The following is a 20,696-nucleotide window of genomic DNA, read 5'->3' as shown; positions in this document are numbered from 1 at the left end:
CACGAAAAATTATAGCATATTCGACCTTAATCAGCAATCATTTATTGAATCAGACATTTTGTGACTATTATTTTTAAATATTGTATTCATCGCCAAATTTTAGTATTTCATAAGTAAATAAAGGATGCTATACTTAGAAAAGATTGTCAAAAATAAACCGGAGGAATGAAAATGTCGAAATTGTATTTCAAATATGGCGCAATGGGCAGCAGCAAAACGGCACAGGCGCTGATGGTGAAATTTAACTATGAAGAAAAAGGATACCGGGTAGGGTTATTAAAACCCTCTGTGGACAACAGGGACGGCCTTACCGTTGTAAAATCCAGGATCGGGCTGAAAGATACCGGTATTTTAATGGATAAGAGCGTGGACCTGTATCAATGGTTTCAGCAAAACCGTTACGATGTCCTGATTATAGACGAAGCGCAGTTTTTATCCGCCCCGCAAATCAATCAGCTCAAGGATATCGCGATCGAGTTTGTCCCCGTTCTCTGTTTCGGATTAAAGACCGATTTTCAGACGCATATGTTTGAAGGCAGCAAACGCCTGTTCGAAATCGCGGACTCACTGACGGAAATCAAGTCCGTTTGTACCTGCGGACGCAAGGCGGAAGTCAACGCAAGGATTTGCAATGGAAAAATCGTCCGGGAAGGGGAACAGGTCTTCATCGGCGGAAACGAAAGTTATATCGGCCTATGCTACGAATGCTGGAAAAACGACAGAATAGACAATCCACGAAAACAGAAATAGAACGAGGAAAGCCCGCGGTCAGTGAATGGACTGACCGCGGGCTTTATTCATGAAAATCAATTTGCAAGAGCGTCCGTCTCTTCGGCGTGGCCGGAATAAGTCGGTACCAGCTCATGAACGATATTCATCATTTCCACATTATTGGAACCGGCGACCTCCCTCAGCTGTTCAATCTGATTGATAAACGTATCCTCATTGAACGGGATCGGCGTACCAATATAGATCAATTCATGGGAAGTCTTCTGGCATCCGCCTTCGCTGTCCAGAAGAAGTTCTTCATAAAGCTTCTCACCGGGGCGCAGTCCCGTGTATTCGATTTTAATATCAACATCCGGCTGCAGACCCGAAAGGCGAATCAGGTTTTTTGCCAGATCAACAATTTTCACCGGCTGGCCCATGTCCAGCACAAAGATCTCACCGCCGCGCGCCATGCCTCCTGCCTGGATCACCAGACGCGCCGCTTCGGGAATCGTCATAAAATACCGGATGATATCCGGATGGGTAACGGTGACCGGGCCTCCGGCCGCAATCTGCTTTTTAAAAAGAGGAATGACACTGCCGTTGCTGCCCAAAACGTTGCCAAAACGGACAGCAACATAATCGGTCTTGCTGTGACGGCTGCTGTACTGAATGATCAATTCACAGATACGTTTCGTCGCACCCATGATATTCGTCGGGTTGACCGCCTTGTCGGTTGAAATCAGCACCATGCGCTTCACGCCGTATTTGTCGCAGGCCTGCGCCACATTCAGCGTACCGAACACATTGTTTTTCACCGCTTCTCCGGGGCTCAGCTCCATCAAAGGCACATGCTTATGGGCGGCAGCGTGAAAAACGACGTCCGGTTTGCAGACAGAAAAAATATGCTCGATCCTTGCCTTGTCCCGGACGGAGCCGATCAGGACTTCTAAGTTCAAATGTTTGAAGCGCATCAGAAGCTCATTCTGCAAATCGTAGGCGTTGTTCTCGTATATATCGAAAATAATCAGTTTTTTCGGATTAAAATAAGCGATCTGGCGGCACAGCTCGCTGCCGATGGAGCCGCCCCCACCGGTTACCAGCACAGTTTTATTTTTGAGATACCCGCTGATTTCCGCAATATTCAGCTTGATTTCATCTCTTCCCAGAAGGTCGACAATATCGACGTTCCTGACTTTCAGGGGATCGGCGCTGTCCTCGATGATTTCATACAGCGCGGGAATCGTCTTCAGCTGACAGCCTGTTTTCGCACAGATGCTCAGGATATCCTGCTTGTCCTTTTTACTGGCCGATGCAATAGCCAGCACAATCTGGTCGATATTATAGCGAACGGCCATTTTCGGAATGCTTTCACGGCCGCCGACCACCTTGACGCCATGGATTCTGGTTCCTCGTTTGCTTTTGTTGTCGTCGATGGCGATCACAGGAATGCCTTTGCTTTCAGGTGCGGCCTTCATATCCTTGATGACCATGGAGCCCATTTCTCCCGCACCGATAATCATCACGCGGTGAAATTCCTCGCCGTCTTCCCTGTTGATCTGACTCCTGCGCTTCATTCTGCGGATCAGCCGGAAGCTGAACCGGGAAGCGCCCACCAAAAAAATGGTCAATACCCAGCCGATGACATAGACACCCCATGGAAAACGCCTTACGTGAAAAACCCCCCATGAAATTTGCTGCGCAAAGGTAAAACCTAAAATGGTTACAAGCAAGGCCGCAAAGGTTGTCCCGTAAAAAATCAGCAATAATTCATCAAGGCTGGCAAACTGCCACATTGTCTTGTAAAAACGAAAGACCGTAAAAGAAGCAATATAAATGATTGAAATCCACGGAATCCATGTACAGAAGGATTCCCAGTCATAAGCGGGGAGATAAATCTTCCCATCATAACGTAAAACATAAGCAATCCAGTAGCTGAAAAACACACAGAGAACATCTATTATGATTTGAGCGAATGTTCTTCCAAAAGTAGCCCTTTGATTCTTCATATCATAAATTACCCCTACTAAAACGAATTTAACTGCATTAGTATAGCACAAACCCTGCACGAATGAAAGATGCAATTTGTAAAGAAACACAGCGGTATTGGAAGAATATGCAGATTTATGCAGGTTTTTTTACAATTATGTCAGCAATTCTGACCGGAGGGCCTTCCAGAATATAAATGACGTCGGCCAGCTTTTCCGCCTCCTCAAAATCGTGGGTAACAATGATTTTCAGCGCACCGGCCGTTTCCTTTTGAAGCAAAGCGATCATTTCATCCCTGCGCTCCGCGTCCAGCCCCTGAAAGGGCTCATCCATAAGATACAGGTCCCCGCCGTAAGCGAGCGCTCGCGCAAGGGCGACCCGACGCCGCATTCCGCCGCTCAGCTCCGCCGGTCTTTTGTCCCCCGCTTCCGCCAGACCGACCAGTCCGAGCCACTTTTCCGCCTGCTCCTCGTTCTGCCGGGCTTTGCCGCGAAGAACAGCGGTAATATTATCTTTGGCAGAAATCCATGGCAGTAGGCGGTTTTCCTGAAAAAGATAGGAAATCTTCCCGGTGCCGGCTCCTTCTATTTCACCGGAGTCAAAGGGCTCCAGACCCGCTATGCAGTTTAAAAGCGTCGTTTTTCCACAGCCGGAAGGGCCGAACAGACAGACTGTTCCGGTTGAAGGAAGCTGGAGAGAAAACTGATCCAGTACCATTTTTCCATTATAATTTTTGGTCAGATTATGAATTTTCAATTGACATCGCTCCATCACTGCACAACATTGTATTTCTGTCCCACTTTTTTCATGAACCGGACCATCAGCCATTCCAGAATGACGCTCATGGCGATGACGATCACCGTCCATGCAAACAAATCATCCGTTTCAATATAGATTTTGGAATTGTAGATTTGCCTGCCGATCGACAGCGGAGTGACGGAAAGCACTTCGGCGGAGATGCCGGCCTTCCAGGCAAGCCCCATCCCGGTTGTACAGGCTGCGGTAAAATACGGCATAACGGAAGGCAGGTAGACGCGTTTGACGGTTTTTACCAGTCCGAACCGATAGGACGCGGCCATCTGCAGAAGGTTTCTGTCGGTTTTTTTAATGCCGTTGACCATGTTTGCCCATATGATCGGCGTCACCATCAAAAAGGACGTGAAGGACGGCACATGAGTGGACGGAATCCACACAAGCGCGAGAATGATAAACGAAGCCACGGGCGTCGCCTTGATGATACTGATGACCGGATAAAAAAGTTCGTACATCATACGCGAAACGGAAGTCAGCACCGCCAGCACACTTCCGAAAACCACGCCGAGTAAAAAGCCTTCCACGATACGGAGCATGGACAAAAACGCGGTCAGCCAGAATTCTTTGGTCCGGGAAAGCTCAGACAGCCTTTGCAAAACACGAACAGGAGATACGATCAGTATCTCCTGCTTTACAGTGAAATAGGCCAGCTGCCATAGTCCAATCCAGAACACGGCGGCCAGAAAGGTTCTGAATCCCTTGTATTGAAAAAGATTCCTATTTTGTGTAGTAGAAGTCATCACCCGGTAATTTACCTCCAACGGACTTCTGATTGGCTGTGAACAGAACATTCAAAAAATCAGGAATTTTCGCTTTCATTTCGTCTCCGTCCATGTAAACGATATTGCAGTTGGGAATCGCCTTTTTGGCAACCGCAGCAGGCATGATATCGTATTTTTCGGACAGGGCAGCCGCTTCCTCCACCTTTGTGTTGGTATAATCGGTGGACTCCTTGTACTCCTTGAGGAACGCGTCAAAAGCTTCCTTATGCTGCTCTGCAAAATCCTTGCGGACAATCAGGCATCCCATGGTCAGAACGCTCTTTCCATCCGCAATCTTATTCCATTCATCCGTTATATTCAGCGCAATTTTTACGTCCTTATCTTTCGCCGTCACCTGAGTGACAAACGGTTCAGGCAGAACGGCAATCTTTGCTTTGCCGGAAACCATCAGCGCGGCAAGCTCCGCATGTTCCGCTTTATATTCTACCTTAACATCCTTACCGACTTCAAGACCGTTTTGGCTTAAAATGTAATTGAATGCATATTCCGGTGTAGAGCCCTGACCGGAAGAATAGACGGTTTTCCCTTTGAGGTCCTTGATGCTGGAAATGTCCTCCCCCTTTGTCAGGACGGAAAGCACGCCGAGCGTGTTGACAGCGGCCATCTGAACCTTTCCCTCCGTCTTGTTATACAGCGTAGCGGCAAGGTTGGTGGGAACGGCGGCCACATCCACTTCCCCTTTGGAAATCTTGGATACGATTTCATCCGGAGCGCCCACAATCGTAAATTCATAGTTTTCGGCGGCGGTCTTGGCGTCGTTGTCACTCATCAACTTTAACATGCCCAGTCCGGTCGGCCCTTTGAGCGCCGCAATCTTAATGGTCGTCTTTTCAGCAGCGGCAGAGCTCGGCTGCGCGCTTGATACCGCTTCGCTGGAAGCCGGCCCGCCGGAGGATGCCGCCGCAGGCCCGGCGCATCCGGCAAGGACGGACAAAGCCATACATGCGCTTAATCCCAGTGAAATTATTTTTTTCGTCAGTCTCATTTTTCTCCCTCTTTATCTATCATTGAATTATGATTCATCATCAAACTGACCGGACCGCAGCCGCTCAATCTGATTGATTGTCATCTTTCTTCCTTCGCGGGTGATGACGCCTGTATCGGACAAATCATCGAAAGCGCGGTACAGGGAAGCGCGTCCGATGTTCAGCGTATTGGCAAGCTGCGTCAGCGTACACGGCAGCTCCAATACAAGGGAATATTCATTCTGGGCGGACAGAGAAAGAAGAAACGTCGCCAGGCGGCAAACAGCAGTTCCCCCGGTAAAATTGTCAATCCTGCTATTTAAGAAACAGATCCGATCCGACAGATAGCTGATGTAATTCTCAGCAATCCTTGTATGATTCTCGAAAAGCTCATGCAGAAGCTGCTGGGACAAAAACAAAACGCGGCTTTTCTTGACAGCGATAATCTCGGAGACATACCGGCGCGAGTTGTTAAAAAGGCAGGCGACCCCAAAAATTCCTCCCGAATAAAAGGTATTCATAATCAGGTTTTCGTTTTCCGGCTTCATGGCCTTTACGACCCCGGAAAAAACGATTCCCAGGCTTTTTTTATAATTGCTTCTGGTGTATATTTTCTCACCGGCTTCGTATTCCATGCAGCTGAATTCGCTGTTTTGAAAAGCGGCTTCCGCTACGCCCTTCTCAATCCCATTGAACAGAAAACTCTGTGCCAACAGCAGACAGTATTTGTTTTGCTTTTTAATCAGTTTCATAAATGTTCACTTTCTGTTTCATTTGGTACACTTTTCCTATTATTATAAGCATGTTACCGAAATCTGTCAATACAAAAGCAAAAAGAGCACCGCACAAAGCAGTACTCTTTTCGTTCAGCCAAAAAGCTTTTTATTCGTGATTGCAGTCCTCGCAGCCGCAATCGCATTCCTCTTCGTCAATATCGAATTCCAGCGTTTCGCCGCAATTCGGGCAATCCATCTGGCCATCCTCAATAATATCTTCGGACAGGCAAATCGTTTCATGGCAATTTGGGCAGGTTACTTCATAGTAGCAGTCCCCGTCGTCCTCATCGTCATCTTCGTCCTCATAAAAATCTTCTTCCAGAGAACCAAGATCCTCGTCGACCGCGTCCAGCTGGTCGGCCAAGTCGTCAACGCTGTCCTGCATGTCGGATACGGATGCCGCCATGTCGTCCAATAAATCAATTATTGCGTTAATGACCTTTACTTCTTTTTTGTTCTCATCAAGCTCAAGGCCTTCCGCAAGGCCGCGAATGTAAGCAACCTTCTCTGTGTTTGTCATAATTCTGCCTCCTTAAACATCATTTACTGAACATGCATAGTGTTGGTTATGCGCGTTCCATATATTCGCCGGTACGGGTATCGATTCTGATTCTTTCGCCTTCCTCGATAAACAGAGGAACATTGATTTCAGCGCCGGTTTCCACTGTGGCAGGTTTCAGGGCGTTGGTCGCCGTGTTGCCCTTGAAGCCCGGGTCCGTTTTGGTGATTTCCAGCTCTACAAAGTTCGGCGGCTCAACGCCGAAGACGTTCCCTTTGTAGGAAAGCACCTTGCAGGTCATATTCTCCAGAACAAACTTGAAGTTGTCACTGAGAACGCTGTGGTTGATCGGAGTCTGCTCAAAGGTCTCCAGATCCATGAAGTAATAGAGGTCGCCGTCATTATAAAGATATTGCATATCCTTACGCTCGATATAAGCGGCAGGGTATTTATCGTTTGGATTGAAAGTTCTTTCTGTCACGCTGCCGGTAATGACGTTTCTGATCTTTGTGCGGACGAAAGCCGCGCCCTTTCCCGGCTTAACATGCTGGAACTCAATAATGGAAACGACGTTTCCATCCATTTCAAAGGTAACGCCATTTCTAAAATCGCCTGCAGATATCATCGTATTATCCTCCAATAATTTTTTCCGACTATTATCTTATAATAATTTCAGAAAATTTTCAAGATATTTTTATATGGAACTACATTAAATCCCTTAACGCCGCCAGCGCCAGAAAATAGCTGTTTTTCCCGAACCCGGAAATCTGGCCCGCGCACACTTCGGAGATCACACTTTTATGCCGGAAATCCTCACGCGCATAAATATTGCTCATGTGGGTTTCCACGAAAGGAATCCTGACACAGGCGATCGCATCGCGCAGCGCATAGCTGTAATGCGTAAGAGCGCCGGCGTTGATCACCACGCCATGATAGACCCCGCGCGCGCTGTGGATTTTGTCAATCAGATCGCCTTCGTGATTGGACTGAAAGATATCGCAGTCATAATCCAGCTTTTTAGCATTCTCAATAATCTGAAGATGAATACTTTCGGCGGTTTCGTCCCCGTAGACACCCTTTTCCCGAACGCCGATCATATTGAGGTTCGGCCCAAGAAGCACAAGGACTTTTTTCCTGCTCATTCAAACACCTTCTCAACTAAAATATTTCTTTCCACGCCCCGTCGCTTTGATTATGTAACGGATCGGTTTTTCCAAACCACGGCGTATTTTGAAAGAAAATGATTTTTCCTTGCCCGTTGGAACGAGCAGAATCGATTTCATAAACGACAAATTGGAGCCGATTACATCCGTAAAAACCTGATCCCCCACTACGACCACTTCGCTGCGCTTTACACCCATTTTACGGATGGCGCGGAAATAACCCAGGGGGATCGGTTTTAACGAAAGGGACAAAAAAGGAAGATCGTATTTCGCCGCAAATGGTTCAACCCGTTTTTTAGAATTGTTTGACATAATGATAATGCTGATACCGTTTTCGCGCATGTGGCGCGTCCACTCCACAGTACCCTCGAAAGGAGTCGGAGAACCGTGAATAGCCAAGGTGTTATCCACATCAAGAATAAGGGCCCGGGCGTGCATGGCACGGATCAGTTCCGGAGTAATATCCGTAACTTTGTCCACAGCAACAGTAGGCAGAAACAATGCCAATAACCATACCTCCGTTTCGGAGAAAATAAAATCAGGCTAAAAAAGCGGGCAATCAAGCCCGCTTTTCCGAATCATTTTTGTACTGTCACTTAAACTTGCGTTTGCGGGCTGCTTCGGACTTCTTCTTACGCTTAACAGAAGGCTTTTCATAAGCTTCTCTCTTACGAACCTCAGCAATAACCCCGGCTCTTGCGCACTGTTTCTTAAACCTTCTCAGAGCACTGTCCAAGGACTCATTGTCTTTAATTCTAATTTCAGCCATTTATCTTTTCCCTCCCATCCGCCATAAGGCAGGGGTATTAGTAAGTCATATTACATAAAAATAATTATACATAACGCACCGGAATATGTCAAGCCCAATGTGCTAACTTTACGTAAGTTCGACCGAGTTGTGAAATTTATATTGACAGGAAAAACAGAAAATGATAAGATAGTATCCGCAGTCTGAAAAGGGAACCATATAGGGGTATAGCTCAGTTGGTAGAGCAGTGGTCTCCAAAACCACGTGCCGAGGGTTCAAGTCCTTCTGCCCCTGCCAGTCAAGAGTCTCGATACGCAATTCGCGTACGGGGCTCTTTTCTTTACACCGGACGGGGCTGCACAAGATTCGCGCTCACAGCTTTGTGGGCGCGTTTTTTTGCGCTCAAAATAAATCAACCGTCATTTCCCCGGTCAAAAAGGTCGTTGACAAGCGGCAGAATATTGATTACCGGCTCTTCATAGGGATGGATGCTTTTGATCACCCGGACCGCGTTCGCGGCCAGTTCCCTTCTGCAGCGGATTTCCATCTTGCACTCTTTTCCCGAACAGATTTCTCCAGCCGTACCCTGATAGGGATGAGCGCCGTCCAGCGGGCGCCAGTATCCGCTGACCTTCGACACGGAAACACAGTGATCGTAGCTCCCGATCTTCCCTGCTCCCACACGGCTTAAAGCATCCCGGATAGGAACCACAAACTCCTCCGGCACAAAAATCTCCAGCTTTACTTCACGGAACTCCAACGGTAAGCCCCCTATTGGTTGGATTCGTTATGCATACAGTTGTCAATGGCAATCACCATGCTGGTAAAGAATGCGGCATCCTCCGGATTTGCCACCGTCAGGCAGTAAGTATCCCCCCAGGAAAGCCATTTTTTATGAATTTCACCGAAAGCCTGCCCGTTGTGATAAATGGAAAAATCCATTTCCATAAAGCCGCCCTCAATTTCAAAATCACCGTAGCTGCTCTGCACATTCAGCCTTGGGGTGAAGAAGGAAAACTCCTTCTTGATTCTTGCGCAAAACTGTTCACCGACAAAAATTTCATATTCGGGCAGAAAGGTCAGCACCTTCTGTTTAATATAATATAGCTCTCTGCCCATCAAATCATACAGATGAATTTTCGCTCCCCAGGTGAAAAGCTCTCCCTCCACCGTATAAACCGGTTCACCAAACTCATTACAGACGCTGTATTTATCTCTCAGAGAAAATATTTTTTGCTTAATGTACAGATCCAAAGAAATACCTCCATGATCAGGCGGCAGTGTCCGCTCTTTTATATTAATCTTATCATAAACAGAAGAATATGCAAGCATGACTTTTATTTTCTGAATCAGAATGATTACATATTTGTTTGTTGTTTTCATACGGGAATCATATTAGAATAGAAATTACCAAAATATTACTTTTTTCTTTTCTTAATTTAATATTGATTTAAGTTTGGAGAATCCGTATGAGCCTGATTTGTTTAAAAGATGTCCGCAAGGTTTACCATGTGGACAAAGAAAAAATTGTAGCGCTCGGCCGAATTAATATCACGATTGAGCCTCGGGAAATCTGCTGCGTGCTCGGGACCTCCGGCTCCGGAAAATCGACTCTGCTGAATATGATGGCAGGACTGGAAAAAGCGACCAAGGGCAGTATTATCATCGACGGAAAGGATGTCACGAATTTTTCCGAAAAACAGTGGGCGCTGTTCCGGCAGAAAAATATCGGTTTCGTCTTTCAGTCCTATAACCTGATGCCGACGATGACCGCGATCGAAAATGTGGCGATGCCCCTGATGTTCAAGGGCATGGGCAAAAACGAGCGGATCAAAAGGGCGGTACATATGCTGAAAATCGTCAATTTGGGCGATCGGCTGCTGCACAAGCCGATCCAGATGAGCGGCGGACAGCAGCAGCGCGTTGGAATCGCCCGCGCGTTTATCGCACGGCCCAAAATTGTGTTTGCGGACGAACCCACGGGAAATCTGGACAGCAGGACCAGCCGTGAGGTAATGGAAATCATGGTGGCCATGGCAAAAAAATACCATGAAACTTTGATTATTGTAACGCACGACGGGGAAATCGCCAAATATGCCGACCGGGTGATTACGATTCACGACGGCAGCGTGCAAAGCGACGTAAAGAATCTGTCTGTTAACAGTGGGGTAAACGAGGAGGAATTAAGTTCATGAAAAGAACAGGAAACCAGCGTGTTTCACTCATTTTGACGGTATTGCTGATTGCGGCATTTTGTTTTGGCGGTCTTCCCGCTTCCGGGGCAACTTATGCGGAACCGGCACCGACAGTAAGCAGTGAAAAATTGACTGTCTCTAAAGGAAGTCCTTTTGAAGCTACTTTCTATTTTAATCACCCTTCAGAGCATTTTAATAAAATTACAATCACTGTCGAAAGCTCCAATGACTCCATATCACTGAAGAAAAAAACATTCACCTCTGACAATGATGAAATTAGGCGTGTCGATGAAGACTATGAAGGCAATGACGCCGACTATAGCCTTACCATTCCGGAATTATATATGAAACGGATTGGCGACGGAGCGGGTACTCTGAAATTCACAATTTATTACGATGACGATAAATCAAAAACCTATTTGGCACAAAAGACCATTTTTGATCCTATCAGCACCAGCAGCGACACGGAGGATCAGGGAAAACTGGTCGTGCAGTCCTATCAGCTTGACCACACACCGGTCAAGGAGGGCGAAAAATTCAATCTGACCTTCACGCTGAAAAATACCGGCAGCGTCGTCTGCGACAACATCATGGCCGTGCTGGACACCTCCACGGCGGAAGGAGTCAGCATCAACGGAGTCACGGACACACAGTACATCAATACGCTGGACACCGGCGCTACCGCCACCATTTCCTATCCTATGACTTGTCTCTCAAAAATGACTACCAACAACTACGTCGTAAGCCTGATTCTTTCTGCGGATGAGCTGGACAAATCCGTTACTTCAAAAGTCTTTATTCCCGTGACCGGTACCAAAACGGACAAGGATGAAACCACCAACGAGAGCAAACCGCTGATTATCATAGAAAATTACGATTACGGCGGAAAAGCGGTGATGGGCGGCAAAGAATTCAATCTTGCCATGCGGTTTAAAAATACCAGCGTCAACACGCAGATTGAAAACCTGAAAATCACCGTCTCTTCCGTGGCCGGGGACGACGACAAATCCGTGGCGGGCGCGTTCACCCCCGCGAAATCCTCCAATACCTTTTATATTCCCAAAGTCGGTCCAAACGCGGTCTTTGCCGAACAGATCGCCCTGATTCCCAAAGCCGACGCCACCCCGAATTCCTACGGCGTTTCCATCGCCTTCAATTATGAGGCCGTTCTGGACGGCAAGCGGGAGGTCATTGAGGCAACAGAGACCATCGCCATCCCGCTGACGCAGTCCGACCGCTTTGAAGCAAACGAAGCGGAGCTGCAGGGACCGATTTTTCTGGGCGATTCCGGCCAGCTGAATATCAATTACGTAAATAAGGGAAAAAGCAAGATATTCAATCTTTCCGTCAAGCTGGACGGGAACTTTACCACGGGCGAGTCAAACACCTATATCGGCAATGTAGACTCCGGCGTCGGCGACACGTTTCAGGCTACGCTGAATCCCGCCGCCGAGGGAACCCTGACCGGCACGGCGACCTTCAGCTACGAGGACGCAAACGGAGAAATCAAAAATCTGGTCAAGGAATTTTCCTGCGAGGTAATGCCCGCAATGGCTCCGGGAGAAGGAATCGATTCCGAGCCCGCCGTCCCGGCAAACGCGGGCGCCTCTTCCCCGCCGCTCTGGGGAATTCTTGCGGGAATCGGTGGAGTAATAGCGGGAATCATCATATTGGCCGTCCTACTTAAAAAACGGAAGGCAAAGAAGCTGAAGCAGTTGGAGGAAAGCGACGATTACGATGACCTTCCCATACAAGCCAGTCAGTCTGCCAATGAGGAAAAGCCATGAAATGGAAAGACATGCTTTCAATGGCGCTCGGCAATCTGTTCAAACGCAAGGTCCGAACCCTTCTGACGGTGATGGGCGTTGTGATCGGGACCTGCGCCATTGTCGTCATGATGTCGTTCGGCATCGGGATTAAGCAGTCCATGGAAACCATGATGCAGAACATGGGCGACCTGACGGTCATCACAATCAAGAATGACTCCCGGACTCCGGATTCGGCGGCGCTGGACGACAAAGCACTGGAAAATGTAAAAGCAATGAAGGATGTTGTGGCCGTCACCCCCGTCTTTTACCTTGACCCTTCCGTTGTCACCATTAAAAGCCGGAAATACAACTATCAGGGAATGATTTACGGCGTTTCGATGAGCGCGCTGAAAGACTTCGGGTATCAGGCGGAAGCCGGAACGCTCCCGGCGGAAGGAGCCCCGGAAACGGCCATTCTGTTTGGCAAAGACGCGGAATACGATTTTATCGACAGCCGGAAATCCAGCAACAATATGATTTTTCCGCAGGCCGGCAAAAACGGAAAGATGCCCGACCCTTATGTTTCCGCCCTCACCGACAAATTTCAGGCCGAGATCAACCTGCCGGAGGACTCCACCGCGAAAGTCAAGCCGGTCAAGCTTCAATGCGCCGGTACTCTAATGGAAGACTGGGGAAAGGACCCTTCCCCCAGCCATTCCGTTTTTATGGATGTCACCCTTGCGAAGCAGCTTCGGGATAAATACAACAAGCTGAACAATATCAAAAAGGACCCCAACAAAAAAGACGGATACGACAGCGCAAGCGTGAAGGTCGCTTCCGTTGAGGCTGTCCCGGCCGCGGAGAAGGCAATACAGGATATGGGATTCTCCACCTACAGCATGGAAAGCGTCCGAAAACCGCTTGAGGAGCAGATGAGAACCATTCAGATGATTCTGGGCGGCCTTGGCGCGATCTCGCTTTTGGTGGCGGCTCTGGGGATTACAAACACCATGATTATGTCCATTTACGAAAGAACCCGTGAAATCGGGATCATGAAGGTGCTCGGCTGTGTCGTTCGGAACATCCGCACCATGTTTCTGGTTGAAGCCGGAGCCATCGGGTTTATGGGCGGAACCATCGGGATTGCGCAGAGTTACGCGATCTCTTTTCTGATCAACACCCTGTACGCCGCGCAGAGCGCGGGCGGCGGAGACGCAATGGGAACCGGAGGCGCCGCCGTTCAGATTTCCATCATTCCGGTCTGGCTGGCGCTGGGCGCACTTGTCTTCTCCACCATGGTCGGCCTGGTTTCCGGTTTTCATCCTGCAAACCGGGCCGTCAAAATCAGCGCGCTGACCGCAATCAAGCAGGAATAGCGGGAACTCTCCCCGATTTTCCGGGGAGGGTTTGTCAAATAAAAAATAATTATTTTTTTGTCGTTTATCTGTTGACAAGTAACGGCCTTTTCAGTATAATGATATTCGTTGTCCACGGTAAATGGCTCGGTAGTTCAGCTGGTTAGAACGCTAGCCTGTCACGCTAGAGGTCGTCGGTTCGATCCCGATCCGAGTCGCCATTTGCTGCTATGGCTCAGTTGGCAGAGCACATCCTTGGTAAGGATGAGGTCATGCGTTCGAATCGCATTAGCAGCTCCATAAAAACCCGCTAAAACTTGGTTTTAGCGGGTTTTTTGTGTCATCTGTCTTTGTAAAGCCCCTCCCGTCTGCCTGATGCCATCGAAACATAAACCAAACTTAAATTTCATAAAAAGCATTCATTTCCATGTGAAGGTACCGATATCATTCATAAGAGGAAAATTTATCAATATAAAGGACAGTGATTCATTATGAGCATTTCAGCGGTTTCAGGCATCGGCAGCTACACCGCGACATCAGGTACCGGCAATCAAAGCGAAATCAGCAAATTAAGAGCGCAGGAAAAACAACTGCAGCAGGAGCTTACCGAATTGGATACCGATTCCTCCGGACAGGATTCCGAACAGATTCAAGAGCAGAAGGCTCTGCTTCAACAGCAGATTTCCCAGATTCAGCAGCAAATTCAGCAGCTGCAAAATGAAGCGAATAAAAAGGCACAGGAAACGCAAATGACTGATACCGCACAAGCGGGCAACCGGATCGGAGATTCTGTCACTTCTCTAAGCGATCATCTGCTTGATATTACCGTATAAATCAACGTAAGCCCTCCCGCTATGATGTGGACTGATCCCCAACAAACAGACAAAGGAATAAAAGGCCTGTCGCAGAATAGATAGGATTTAGGCGGCCTTGCTCCGAATTTCGGACGGAGTGAGGCCGTTTTTCAGATTGATTCGCTCATAATTGTAAAACTGAACATATTCAGCCACTGCTTGTTCCACTTCGGTACGGCAGGAAAAATTCATACGATATAGGCATTCCGTCTTGAGTGTACCAAAGAAATTTTCCATAGCGGCGTTGTCATAAGGGCACCCGGGGCTGGACATGGACGGCTGAAAATGATATTCTTGACTTAGGTCAAAGTATGCTTGCGAGGTGTATTGAGACCCTTGGTCGCTGTGGAGGGCAAGTCCACCAGCGACCTTCTCTTTTTGTACGGCATCCCGGATGGTATCCGTCACCAGTGAGGCGGTCATGTCATTGCCGATACGATAGGCCAAAACCATTTTGCCGCACAGGTCTACTACCGCGCACAGATACAGCATTCCTTTTACAGTAGGGAGGTAGGTAATGTCCGTAACCCAGAAACGATTGGGCAAGGGCTGCTCAAAGGATCTCTGCAACAGGTTCGGATATTTATGTACTGCCTGTTTGTAATGGACATAGGGTCGACGCCGACGTATTTGTGAAAGCAGATCATCCTTTCGCATGACGCGCAGAATGGCTTTCAAATTGACTTTTTTTCCGGTCTGCCGCAGAATCCAGCGGCGCACCCGACGGCAACCGTAGGTCTGTTTACAGCGCTGCTGACAGTCCGCAATCAAGTCCGTCAGCCATTGGTCCTTTGCTTCTTTTTTCTGTCGATTCCGCCATGCATAGTAGCCGCTGCGGGAAACCCCGAAGGAACGGCACATGGCCTCAATGCTGTATTTACCACGAAATCGTTCAATGACGCGATATTTCAGTTTCACTTCCTTCCAGCTTCGGACAGAAAATTTTGCAGCAGTTCTACTTTCATCCGCAGCTCAATCAATTCGTTGTTCCGTTGCGTTTCTTTGTCAGCCGGTTTTTGTCTCGGCCGTCCCTTTGGACGAGGAACATAGCCATTGGCAATCAAGCGGGCTTTGTGATTCTGGCGCGTGACCAGCTTTTTAATTTGTTTTTTGCTTAGACCATAACTTTCCGCTATTTCTCGGTTGGTTTCGCCTGCTGCCTTTCTCCGGAACACTTCTTCGCTTAGAATTTCAACTTTTGTATATTTCCTGGACATGAAATGACCTCCTGTCGTAGTTTCCATTCTACAACAGGAGGTCTCTTTTTTCACTGTCCGTTCTTCGGGGGATAGTCCAGTCCACTTACGTTTGACGGGTTTTTGTTTTATCATAAGTATTTAGTAAAAGTACGATAAGGATCAAAAATCTACGCTGTCTTTCTCATGTTCAGCTCCTGCTGCAATACCTGATTGTACTGCGAAAGAATGGCAAGGCTGACGGAAAGAACCAGTACCGCACACGCCTGGATGGCACAGAACAGTTCCGTACCAAAATCGTATTCCCTTGCCGGTCTCTTTTCAATCAGGCCTCGCATCCTGCTATTGATTTCCGCTACACTCTCCGGAACGGCCGCATTTGCTACATAATCCATCTCGCGAAAAGCGGAATAATTTTCCCTCATAAATTGCAGCAATTCGTTCTCATACCGGACATGCTCTCTGATGCTGCCGCTGAATTGAGAGCTGTGTGCGCAGCAGAAGAAATCCGCGTAGTAGTGACACAAAATGCCAAGTTTTTTGGACGCCTTTGCGCTGATGATCTGATAATCGTTCCTGCAAAGCTTTTCCGTCTTTCTGAGCACCATTTTATTGCAGTATCTCATTTTGTGAGGACGTAGAAAAGAAATTCCATGGTCGGGGCATGTATTGCCCGTTAAAAAACGCGATTTATTTAAAACAATGCCGTATTTCTCGTTCAGGTACTCATACACAATGGTTCCAATTAAAATATGATTCATGCTGTTCAAATCCATTGTCCTCCTGCCGTCTGTTGTATAAACCTCAATATAACATACATGTTTTTATTTTTAATATTTTAAACGTATAACCATAACTTTCTATCGCCGGGCGCATAGAACTAAAAATGCCAAGCCCCCCTTCCTCACCAAACGGATTGTTTTTTATTATATCACCATAAAAAAGCAATTACAATGGAAAGGCGATTATACAAAGCCCAAAAGCTGCAAAGTATTCAGGAAAGCCGATAGGTAACAAATGGTTGCAATCAATTTACCAAACATTTGACTTGACAAAATCAATTATATCAGCTAAAATGATTACGTAATCAAAAATAATGCATTATGAGGGCGGAGTTATGAGAGTACAAATGCGGTTAAGCCAAGAAAGTGAATTTATCTTGAGAAAAGAAAAAGAAAATTATAAAGAAAAGGAAGATGTTTCAGCTACTTATGGCTGGTTAGTAAACAAAATCACCAAAGATGTATTTTCGAAGGATATAAATAAGATTGATTGGAAATTAGTAAAATCTTATCAATTAAAACTAGTTGATGAACCCCAGGCCAACGACTGCGAATATAATACAACATTAAATTTAGAAAAATCTGTTTTAGAAAACATTAATACCCTGCAAATAATGTTCAAAGATGTTTTCGATGCCGCCAGGATTCATAAGGCTTTTGTAGTCAGAATGCTTTTAAAAGCAAATTTTCTAATAAATCAAAACACTAATATTTTTAAGGAGAAGTAAATATGAAAATTCTAACAAACCCATTATCTTTTTATGAACTGATAGAGCGGCAACATTTAAGACTACCAACAAGCCTTTGTGATGCACGTAAAGTGCAGAAAGCCAGTTGTAAGCCATCATCATTTTGGGGAGAATTTGATTTTACAGACTCGGACGAAAGAAAATTACGGAAACATTTGGAAAGTCTTTATGACGGTAGAATCAATACTCCCTTTGTTTCAAATTTTGCATTGCGTTTTCTAAGGATAGCCCAAACTAACAGTACATTAGAGGAATAGACTGCAATAAACGGGAAGTTCATATCGGATCAGTTCGCAAAGCATTTATCGGAAAAACAAAAAAGAGGAATCGTATGATTTACTTAACTGGCGATATTCATGGCAACTTAGAAGTAGACAGGCTTACACGTTTTTTTGAGAATAAAAGAGTAACTAAGGAAGATTTCGTTATTATTCTGGGAGATGTGGGTGTGTGCTGGGACGGTGGAAAAAAAGACACATTACTTAGACAAATCCTCCGTGACCTCCCCCTGACTACGCTCTTCATTGACGGCAACCATGAAAACTTTGAACGATTAAATGATTATCCTGTATCTTACTGGAATGGCGGACAAGTGCATGAAATTGAACCAGATATTATTCATCTGATGAGAGGCCAAGTATTTGAAATTGAGAAAAAAACATTCTTCACCATGGGGGGAGCTGCCTCAACAGATAAAATGTATCGAACAGAAGGAATTAGCTGGTGGGCAGAAGAATTACCCTCGGAAGAAGAATATGAACAAGGATTAAAGGCATTGAACAGGAATGGCAATAAGGTGGACTACATTTTAACACATACTGCCCCATACGAAGTAATAAGCGCAATGGAGATGGAAATATTTGAGGAAGAAGATGTTCTTCGACAATATCTCCAGACTATTTCTGATGAAACTGAATTTAAGCATTGGTACTTTGGTCATTTTCATGAGGATTTGGATATAGAAGAAATCTATCACTGCTTAATGGACAGAGTTATCAGTTTACGGTAATTTAAGTTAAAAGGAAGAGGATTGGTATGGCTGTTCTTTTTTCCTTGAGTGACCCACACGGTGAAATAGAAACCTTTAAAAAGATGTTGAAAATAGTTGATTTACAAGACAAGGAAAATAAGCTTGTGCTTTTGGGTGATTACATAGACCATAAGCAGAAGAAATTTGAATTACTTTACTTTATTAAAAATCTGCAAGAGCAGTATAATGATCAAATAATTATTTTGGCAGGAAACCACGAATTCTTTTTATTGGAAGATATTGAAAACAAAACCATCTTTTTTGATGATGATTCAATGATAAACTGGCTGAAAGCCTTGCCATATTATTATGAAACTGATACGCAGATATATGTTCACGCTGGTATAGATGAAGAAGCAGGTGAATTCTGGAAATGGGGTTCAGAGGACTATTATTTCTGTTCCAAATATCCTTATACTATCGGCAAGTTTGAAAAGGATATCATAGCAGGACATATCGGCACTTCTACAATAACAGGGAATGAAAACTATCACAAAGTATTTTGGGATAAACAAAGCCATTTTTATATTGACGGAACGACAGAATTGAGCAAAATTCTTCCTCTTTTAAAATACGATACCAACAAAAAAAGGTATTCATCATTTGAAAAAATTACAGATGAAAACAACACTGATTCTTGGGTTGAATACACCATAAAGTAATTGCAGTAATTTACGTTAGTTGCAAAATGGTTGTTTAATAAAGGGAACCCCCCTCAAAAGTCTTGTCAAATAAGGCTTTTGAGAGGGATTAAACTCTATTCCCACTCAATTGTGGCGGGAGGTTTGCTGGTAATGTCATAGACAATGCGGTTGACGTGTTTGACCTCGTTCACGATACGGTTGGAAATTTTGTCAAGCAGGTCGTAAGGGATTCTGGCCCAGTCAGCAGTCATAAAGTCGGAGGTCGTTACGCCGCGCAGCGCAATGGTATAGTCGTACGTTCTGCCGTCGCCCATAACGCCGACGCTCTTGATGCCGGTCAACACGGCAAAGTATTGATTGATGCTCCTGTCAAGGCCCGCACCGGCAATTTCCTCTCGGAAGATTGCATCCGCATCCTTCAGGATATCCAGCTTCTCGGAAGTGATTTCGCCCATAATGCGGATGGCGAGCCCCGGTCCCGGGAACGGCTGTCTCCAGACCAAGGGGTCTGGAATACCGAGTTCCAGGCCGACTTTGCGGACCTCATCCTTAAACAAATTTCTGAGAGGTTCAATCAGGCCTTTAAAATCAACGTCATCTGGCAGTCCGCCGACATTGTGGTGGCTCTTGATGACCGCCGCATCCCCTGCCCCGCTTTCCACAACGTCCGGATAAATCGTGCCCTGGCACAGATAATCCACATGGCCGATCTTTCTGGACTCTTCTTCGAAAACGCGGATAAACTCTTCGCCTATGATTTTCCGCTTGCGCTCAGGTTCGGAAATACCGTTCAGCTTTGACAAAAAGCGTTCCTGCGCGTTTACGCGGACCAGGTTCATATCGAACTGCTTACGGAAAACATTTTCTACGTCGTCGCCTTCATTCTTACGCAAAAAACCGTGATCCACAAAAATGCAGGTAAGATTTTTGCCCACCGCTTTATGAACCAGCAGAGCCGCAGCAGAGGAATCCACACCGCCGGAAAGCGCGCAGATCACTTTTTTATCGCCCACGGTCTCTTTAATCTGCTGAATGGTCGCCGCCGCAAAAGAGGACATCTTCCAGTCTCCGGCACAGCCGCAGATCTTATAAAGGAAGTTCCTCAGAATTTCCTTGCCATGCACGGTGTGCTCCACCTCGGGGTGAAACTGCAGGGCATACAGACGTTTCCCCTCGTTTTCCATGGCCGCGGTCGGGCAGTTTCCGCTTGTGGCAGTCACCCGGAACCCGTTGGGAACCTGCGCAATATAAATGGTGTGGCTCATCCAGCAGACCGACTGCTTTTCCAGACCGGAAAGCAGCGCGCTGGCCGGATCGAAATCCACGGTTGTTTTTCCGTATTCGCGCACTTTGCTGCTTTCCACCCTGCCGCCGAGCAGATAGGCCATCAGCTGCGCACCATAGCAGATTCCAAGCACGGGAATCCCCAGTTCAAATATCCCGGGGTCACATTTAGGGGCATTCTCATCATATACCGTGTCAGGCCCGCCGCTGAAAATAATTCCCTTGTATCCTGCCGTCCCAATCTGTTCAGCAGTGGTCTTATAGGATTTAATCTCACAGTATACGTTTAAATCCCGGACCCGGCGAGCAATCAGCTGGCTGTATTGCCCGCCAAAATCGAGTATTAAAATTGCTTCGTTCTGCATCATATGTTCGTGCACTTCCATTCTTTGAACTGTCGCCGGATTTCACAAAAG

At 46.5% G+C, this 20,696-nt stretch carries 25 protein-coding genes and 3 tRNA genes; 12 read left to right on the top strand and 16 right to left on the bottom strand.

Annotated elements, in window-relative coordinates:
* Nucleotides 1-171: 171 nt before the first annotated feature.
* On the top strand, nt 172-750 hold the full coding sequence (locus ACRQV7_RS07575; protein ID WP_444660083.1) for a thymidine kinase: 579 nt from the start codon (nt 172-174) through the stop codon (nt 748-750).
* Nucleotides 751-806: 56 nt separating this feature from the next.
* Here ACRQV7_RS07575 and ACRQV7_RS07570 read toward each other — a convergent pair whose 3' ends face one another.
* The 10 genes from ACRQV7_RS07570 to rpsU form a co-directional block, all read right to left on the bottom strand.
* Nucleotides 807-2,717 carry a polysaccharide biosynthesis protein gene (locus ACRQV7_RS07570; RefSeq protein WP_444660081.1) on the bottom strand — a complete coding sequence of 637 codons (1,911 nt, stop codon included), beginning with the start codon at nt 2,715-2,717 and terminating at the stop codon, nt 807-809.
* Between the two features lie 115 nt (nt 2,718-2,832).
* Nucleotides 2,833-3,453, bottom strand: coding sequence for an ABC transporter ATP-binding protein (locus tag ACRQV7_RS07565; RefSeq protein WP_444660079.1), 621 nt, complete (start codon nt 3,451-3,453; stop codon nt 2,833-2,835).
* A gap of 14 nt (nt 3,454-3,467) precedes the next feature.
* Nucleotides 3,468-4,250 carry an ABC transporter permease gene (locus ACRQV7_RS07560; protein WP_275715659.1) on the bottom strand — a complete coding sequence of 261 codons (783 nt, stop codon included), beginning with the start codon at nt 4,248-4,250 and terminating at the stop codon, nt 3,468-3,470.
* The gene (locus ACRQV7_RS07555; protein ID WP_444660076.1) at nt 4,228-5,277 is read right to left on the bottom strand and encodes an ABC transporter substrate-binding protein; all 1,050 of its coding nucleotides are present in this window, start codon (nt 5,275-5,277) and stop codon (nt 4,228-4,230) included. Before ACRQV7_RS07555 ends, ACRQV7_RS07560 begins: the two co-directional genes overlap by 23 nt.
* 27 nt (nt 5,278-5,304) lie before the next feature.
* A complete protein-coding gene (locus ACRQV7_RS07550; protein ID WP_444660074.1) occupies nt 5,305-6,009 on the bottom strand; it encodes a Crp/Fnr family transcriptional regulator in 705 nt (234 codons plus the stop codon).
* Nucleotides 6,010-6,139: 130 nt separating this feature from the next.
* Nucleotides 6,140-6,553, bottom strand: a complete 414-nt coding sequence (locus tag ACRQV7_RS07545) for a CD1247 N-terminal domain-containing protein (RefSeq protein WP_275715653.1) — start codon at nt 6,551-6,553, stop codon at nt 6,140-6,142.
* Between the two features lie 46 nt (nt 6,554-6,599).
* Entirely contained in the window at nt 6,600-7,157 is a 558-nt protein-coding gene (gene efp, locus ACRQV7_RS07540; RefSeq protein WP_444660072.1) for an elongation factor P, read from the bottom strand.
* Nucleotides 7,158-7,236: 79 nt separating this feature from the next.
* Nucleotides 7,237-7,674 carry a type II 3-dehydroquinate dehydratase gene (aroQ, locus tag ACRQV7_RS07535; RefSeq protein ID WP_444660070.1) on the bottom strand — a complete coding sequence of 146 codons (438 nt, stop codon included), beginning with the start codon at nt 7,672-7,674 and terminating at the stop codon, nt 7,237-7,239.
* A 12-nt stretch (nt 7,675-7,686) separates the two neighbouring features.
* Nucleotides 7,687-8,202, bottom strand: a complete 516-nt coding sequence (locus tag ACRQV7_RS07530) for a YqeG family HAD IIIA-type phosphatase (protein ID WP_444660068.1) — start codon at nt 8,200-8,202, stop codon at nt 7,687-7,689.
* Between the two features lie 85 nt (nt 8,203-8,287).
* Complete coding sequence (gene rpsU / locus ACRQV7_RS07525) at nt 8,288-8,464, bottom strand: 30S ribosomal protein S21 (RefSeq protein ID WP_009060718.1); 177 nt, start codon at nt 8,462-8,464, stop codon at nt 8,288-8,290.
* Nucleotides 8,465-8,664: 200 nt separating this feature from the next.
* Between rpsU and ACRQV7_RS07520 the strand changes: the two genes are divergently transcribed.
* Nucleotides 8,665-8,740 (top strand) — tRNA-Trp (locus ACRQV7_RS07520).
* 115 nt (nt 8,741-8,855) lie between these two features.
* Here the strand turns inward: ACRQV7_RS07520 and cutA are convergent.
* Complete coding sequence (gene cutA, locus ACRQV7_RS07515) at nt 8,856-9,203, bottom strand: divalent cation tolerance protein CutA (RefSeq protein ID WP_444660066.1); 348 nt, start codon at nt 9,201-9,203, stop codon at nt 8,856-8,858.
* Nucleotides 9,204-9,214: 11 nt separating this feature from the next.
* A complete protein-coding gene (locus ACRQV7_RS07510) occupies nt 9,215-9,697 on the bottom strand; it encodes an LURP-one-related/scramblase family protein (protein ID WP_444660064.1) in 483 nt (160 codons plus the stop codon).
* A gap of 215 nt (nt 9,698-9,912) precedes the next feature.
* Here ACRQV7_RS07510 and ACRQV7_RS07505 point away from each other — a divergent pair, with 215 nt between their 5' ends.
* From ACRQV7_RS07505 to ACRQV7_RS07480, 6 genes are all read left to right on the top strand, one after another.
* Nucleotides 9,913-10,638: an ABC transporter ATP-binding protein gene (locus ACRQV7_RS07505; RefSeq protein WP_444660062.1), complete on the top strand. Its 726-nt coding sequence runs from the start codon at nt 9,913-9,915 to the stop codon at nt 10,636-10,638.
* Between the two features lie 344 nt (nt 10,639-10,982).
* Nucleotides 10,983-12,425 carry a cell adhesion protein gene (locus ACRQV7_RS07500; RefSeq protein WP_444660060.1) on the top strand — a complete coding sequence of 481 codons (1,443 nt, stop codon included), beginning with the start codon at nt 10,983-10,985 and terminating at the stop codon, nt 12,423-12,425.
* Nucleotides 12,422-13,762 carry an ABC transporter permease gene (locus ACRQV7_RS07495; RefSeq protein WP_444660058.1) on the top strand — a complete coding sequence of 447 codons (1,341 nt, stop codon included), beginning with the start codon at nt 12,422-12,424 and terminating at the stop codon, nt 13,760-13,762. Before ACRQV7_RS07500 ends, ACRQV7_RS07495 begins: the two co-directional genes overlap by 4 nt.
* 123 nt (nt 13,763-13,885) lie before the next feature.
* Nucleotides 13,886-13,962: transfer RNA gene (locus ACRQV7_RS07490), tRNA-Asp, on the top strand.
* A gap of 3 nt (nt 13,963-13,965) precedes the next feature.
* A tRNA-Thr gene (locus ACRQV7_RS07485) sits at nt 13,966-14,041 on the top strand.
* 191 nt (nt 14,042-14,232) lie between these two features.
* Nucleotides 14,233-14,574, top strand: coding sequence for a FlxA-like family protein (locus tag ACRQV7_RS07480; protein WP_444660056.1), 342 nt, complete (start codon nt 14,233-14,235; stop codon nt 14,572-14,574).
* Nucleotides 14,575-14,661: 87 nt separating this feature from the next.
* On the opposite strand, the gene ACRQV7_RS07475 is transcribed toward ACRQV7_RS07480, so the two are convergent.
* The 3 genes from ACRQV7_RS07475 to ACRQV7_RS07465 form a co-directional block, all read right to left on the bottom strand.
* Complete coding sequence (locus tag ACRQV7_RS07475; protein ID WP_444659264.1) at nt 14,662-15,513, bottom strand: IS3 family transposase; 852 nt, start codon at nt 15,511-15,513, stop codon at nt 14,662-14,664.
* Nucleotides 15,510-15,812, bottom strand: a complete 303-nt coding sequence (locus ACRQV7_RS07470) for an imidazolonepropionase (RefSeq protein WP_444659263.1) — start codon at nt 15,810-15,812, stop codon at nt 15,510-15,512. Before ACRQV7_RS07470 ends, ACRQV7_RS07475 begins: the two co-directional genes overlap by 4 nt.
* Before the next feature lie 149 nt (nt 15,813-15,961).
* Nucleotides 15,962-16,552, bottom strand: coding sequence for a zinc dependent phospholipase C family protein (locus tag ACRQV7_RS07465; protein ID WP_444660255.1), 591 nt, complete (start codon nt 16,550-16,552; stop codon nt 15,962-15,964).
* A 356-nt stretch (nt 16,553-16,908) separates the two neighbouring features.
* Between ACRQV7_RS07465 and ACRQV7_RS07460 the strand changes: the two genes are divergently transcribed.
* The 4 genes from ACRQV7_RS07460 (at nt 16,909) to ACRQV7_RS07445 (ending at nt 19,014) form a co-directional block, all read left to right on the top strand.
* On the top strand, nt 16,909-17,301 hold the full coding sequence (locus tag ACRQV7_RS07460; protein WP_444660054.1) for a hypothetical protein: 393 nt from the start codon (nt 16,909-16,911) through the stop codon (nt 17,299-17,301).
* Between the two features lie 2 nt (nt 17,302-17,303).
* On the top strand, nt 17,304-17,579 hold the full coding sequence (locus tag ACRQV7_RS07455; RefSeq protein WP_444660052.1) for a hypothetical protein: 276 nt from the start codon (nt 17,304-17,306) through the stop codon (nt 17,577-17,579).
* Nucleotides 17,580-17,653: 74 nt separating this feature from the next.
* Nucleotides 17,654-18,331 (top strand): metallophosphoesterase family protein, encoded by a 678-nt coding sequence (locus ACRQV7_RS07450; protein WP_444660050.1) that lies wholly within the window; start codon nt 17,654-17,656, stop codon nt 18,329-18,331.
* A gap of 26 nt (nt 18,332-18,357) precedes the next feature.
* Complete coding sequence (locus tag ACRQV7_RS07445) at nt 18,358-19,014, top strand: metallophosphoesterase (protein ID WP_444660048.1); 657 nt, start codon at nt 18,358-18,360, stop codon at nt 19,012-19,014.
* Between the two features lie 95 nt (nt 19,015-19,109).
* On the opposite strand, the gene guaA is transcribed toward ACRQV7_RS07445, so the two are convergent.
* Nucleotides 19,110-20,645: a glutamine-hydrolyzing GMP synthase gene (guaA, locus tag ACRQV7_RS07440; RefSeq protein ID WP_444660253.1), complete on the bottom strand. Its 1,536-nt coding sequence runs from the start codon at nt 20,643-20,645 to the stop codon at nt 19,110-19,112.
* Between the last annotated feature and the right edge of the window lie 51 nt (nt 20,646-20,696).

The organism is Caproiciproducens lactatisolvens (assembly GCF_052443335.1).
GTDB lineage: Bacteria > Bacillota > Clostridia > Oscillospirales > Acutalibacteraceae > Caproiciproducens.
The sequence above is the reverse complement of the archived record's forward strand: the minus strand, read 5'-3'. Positions and strand labels throughout refer to the sequence as shown.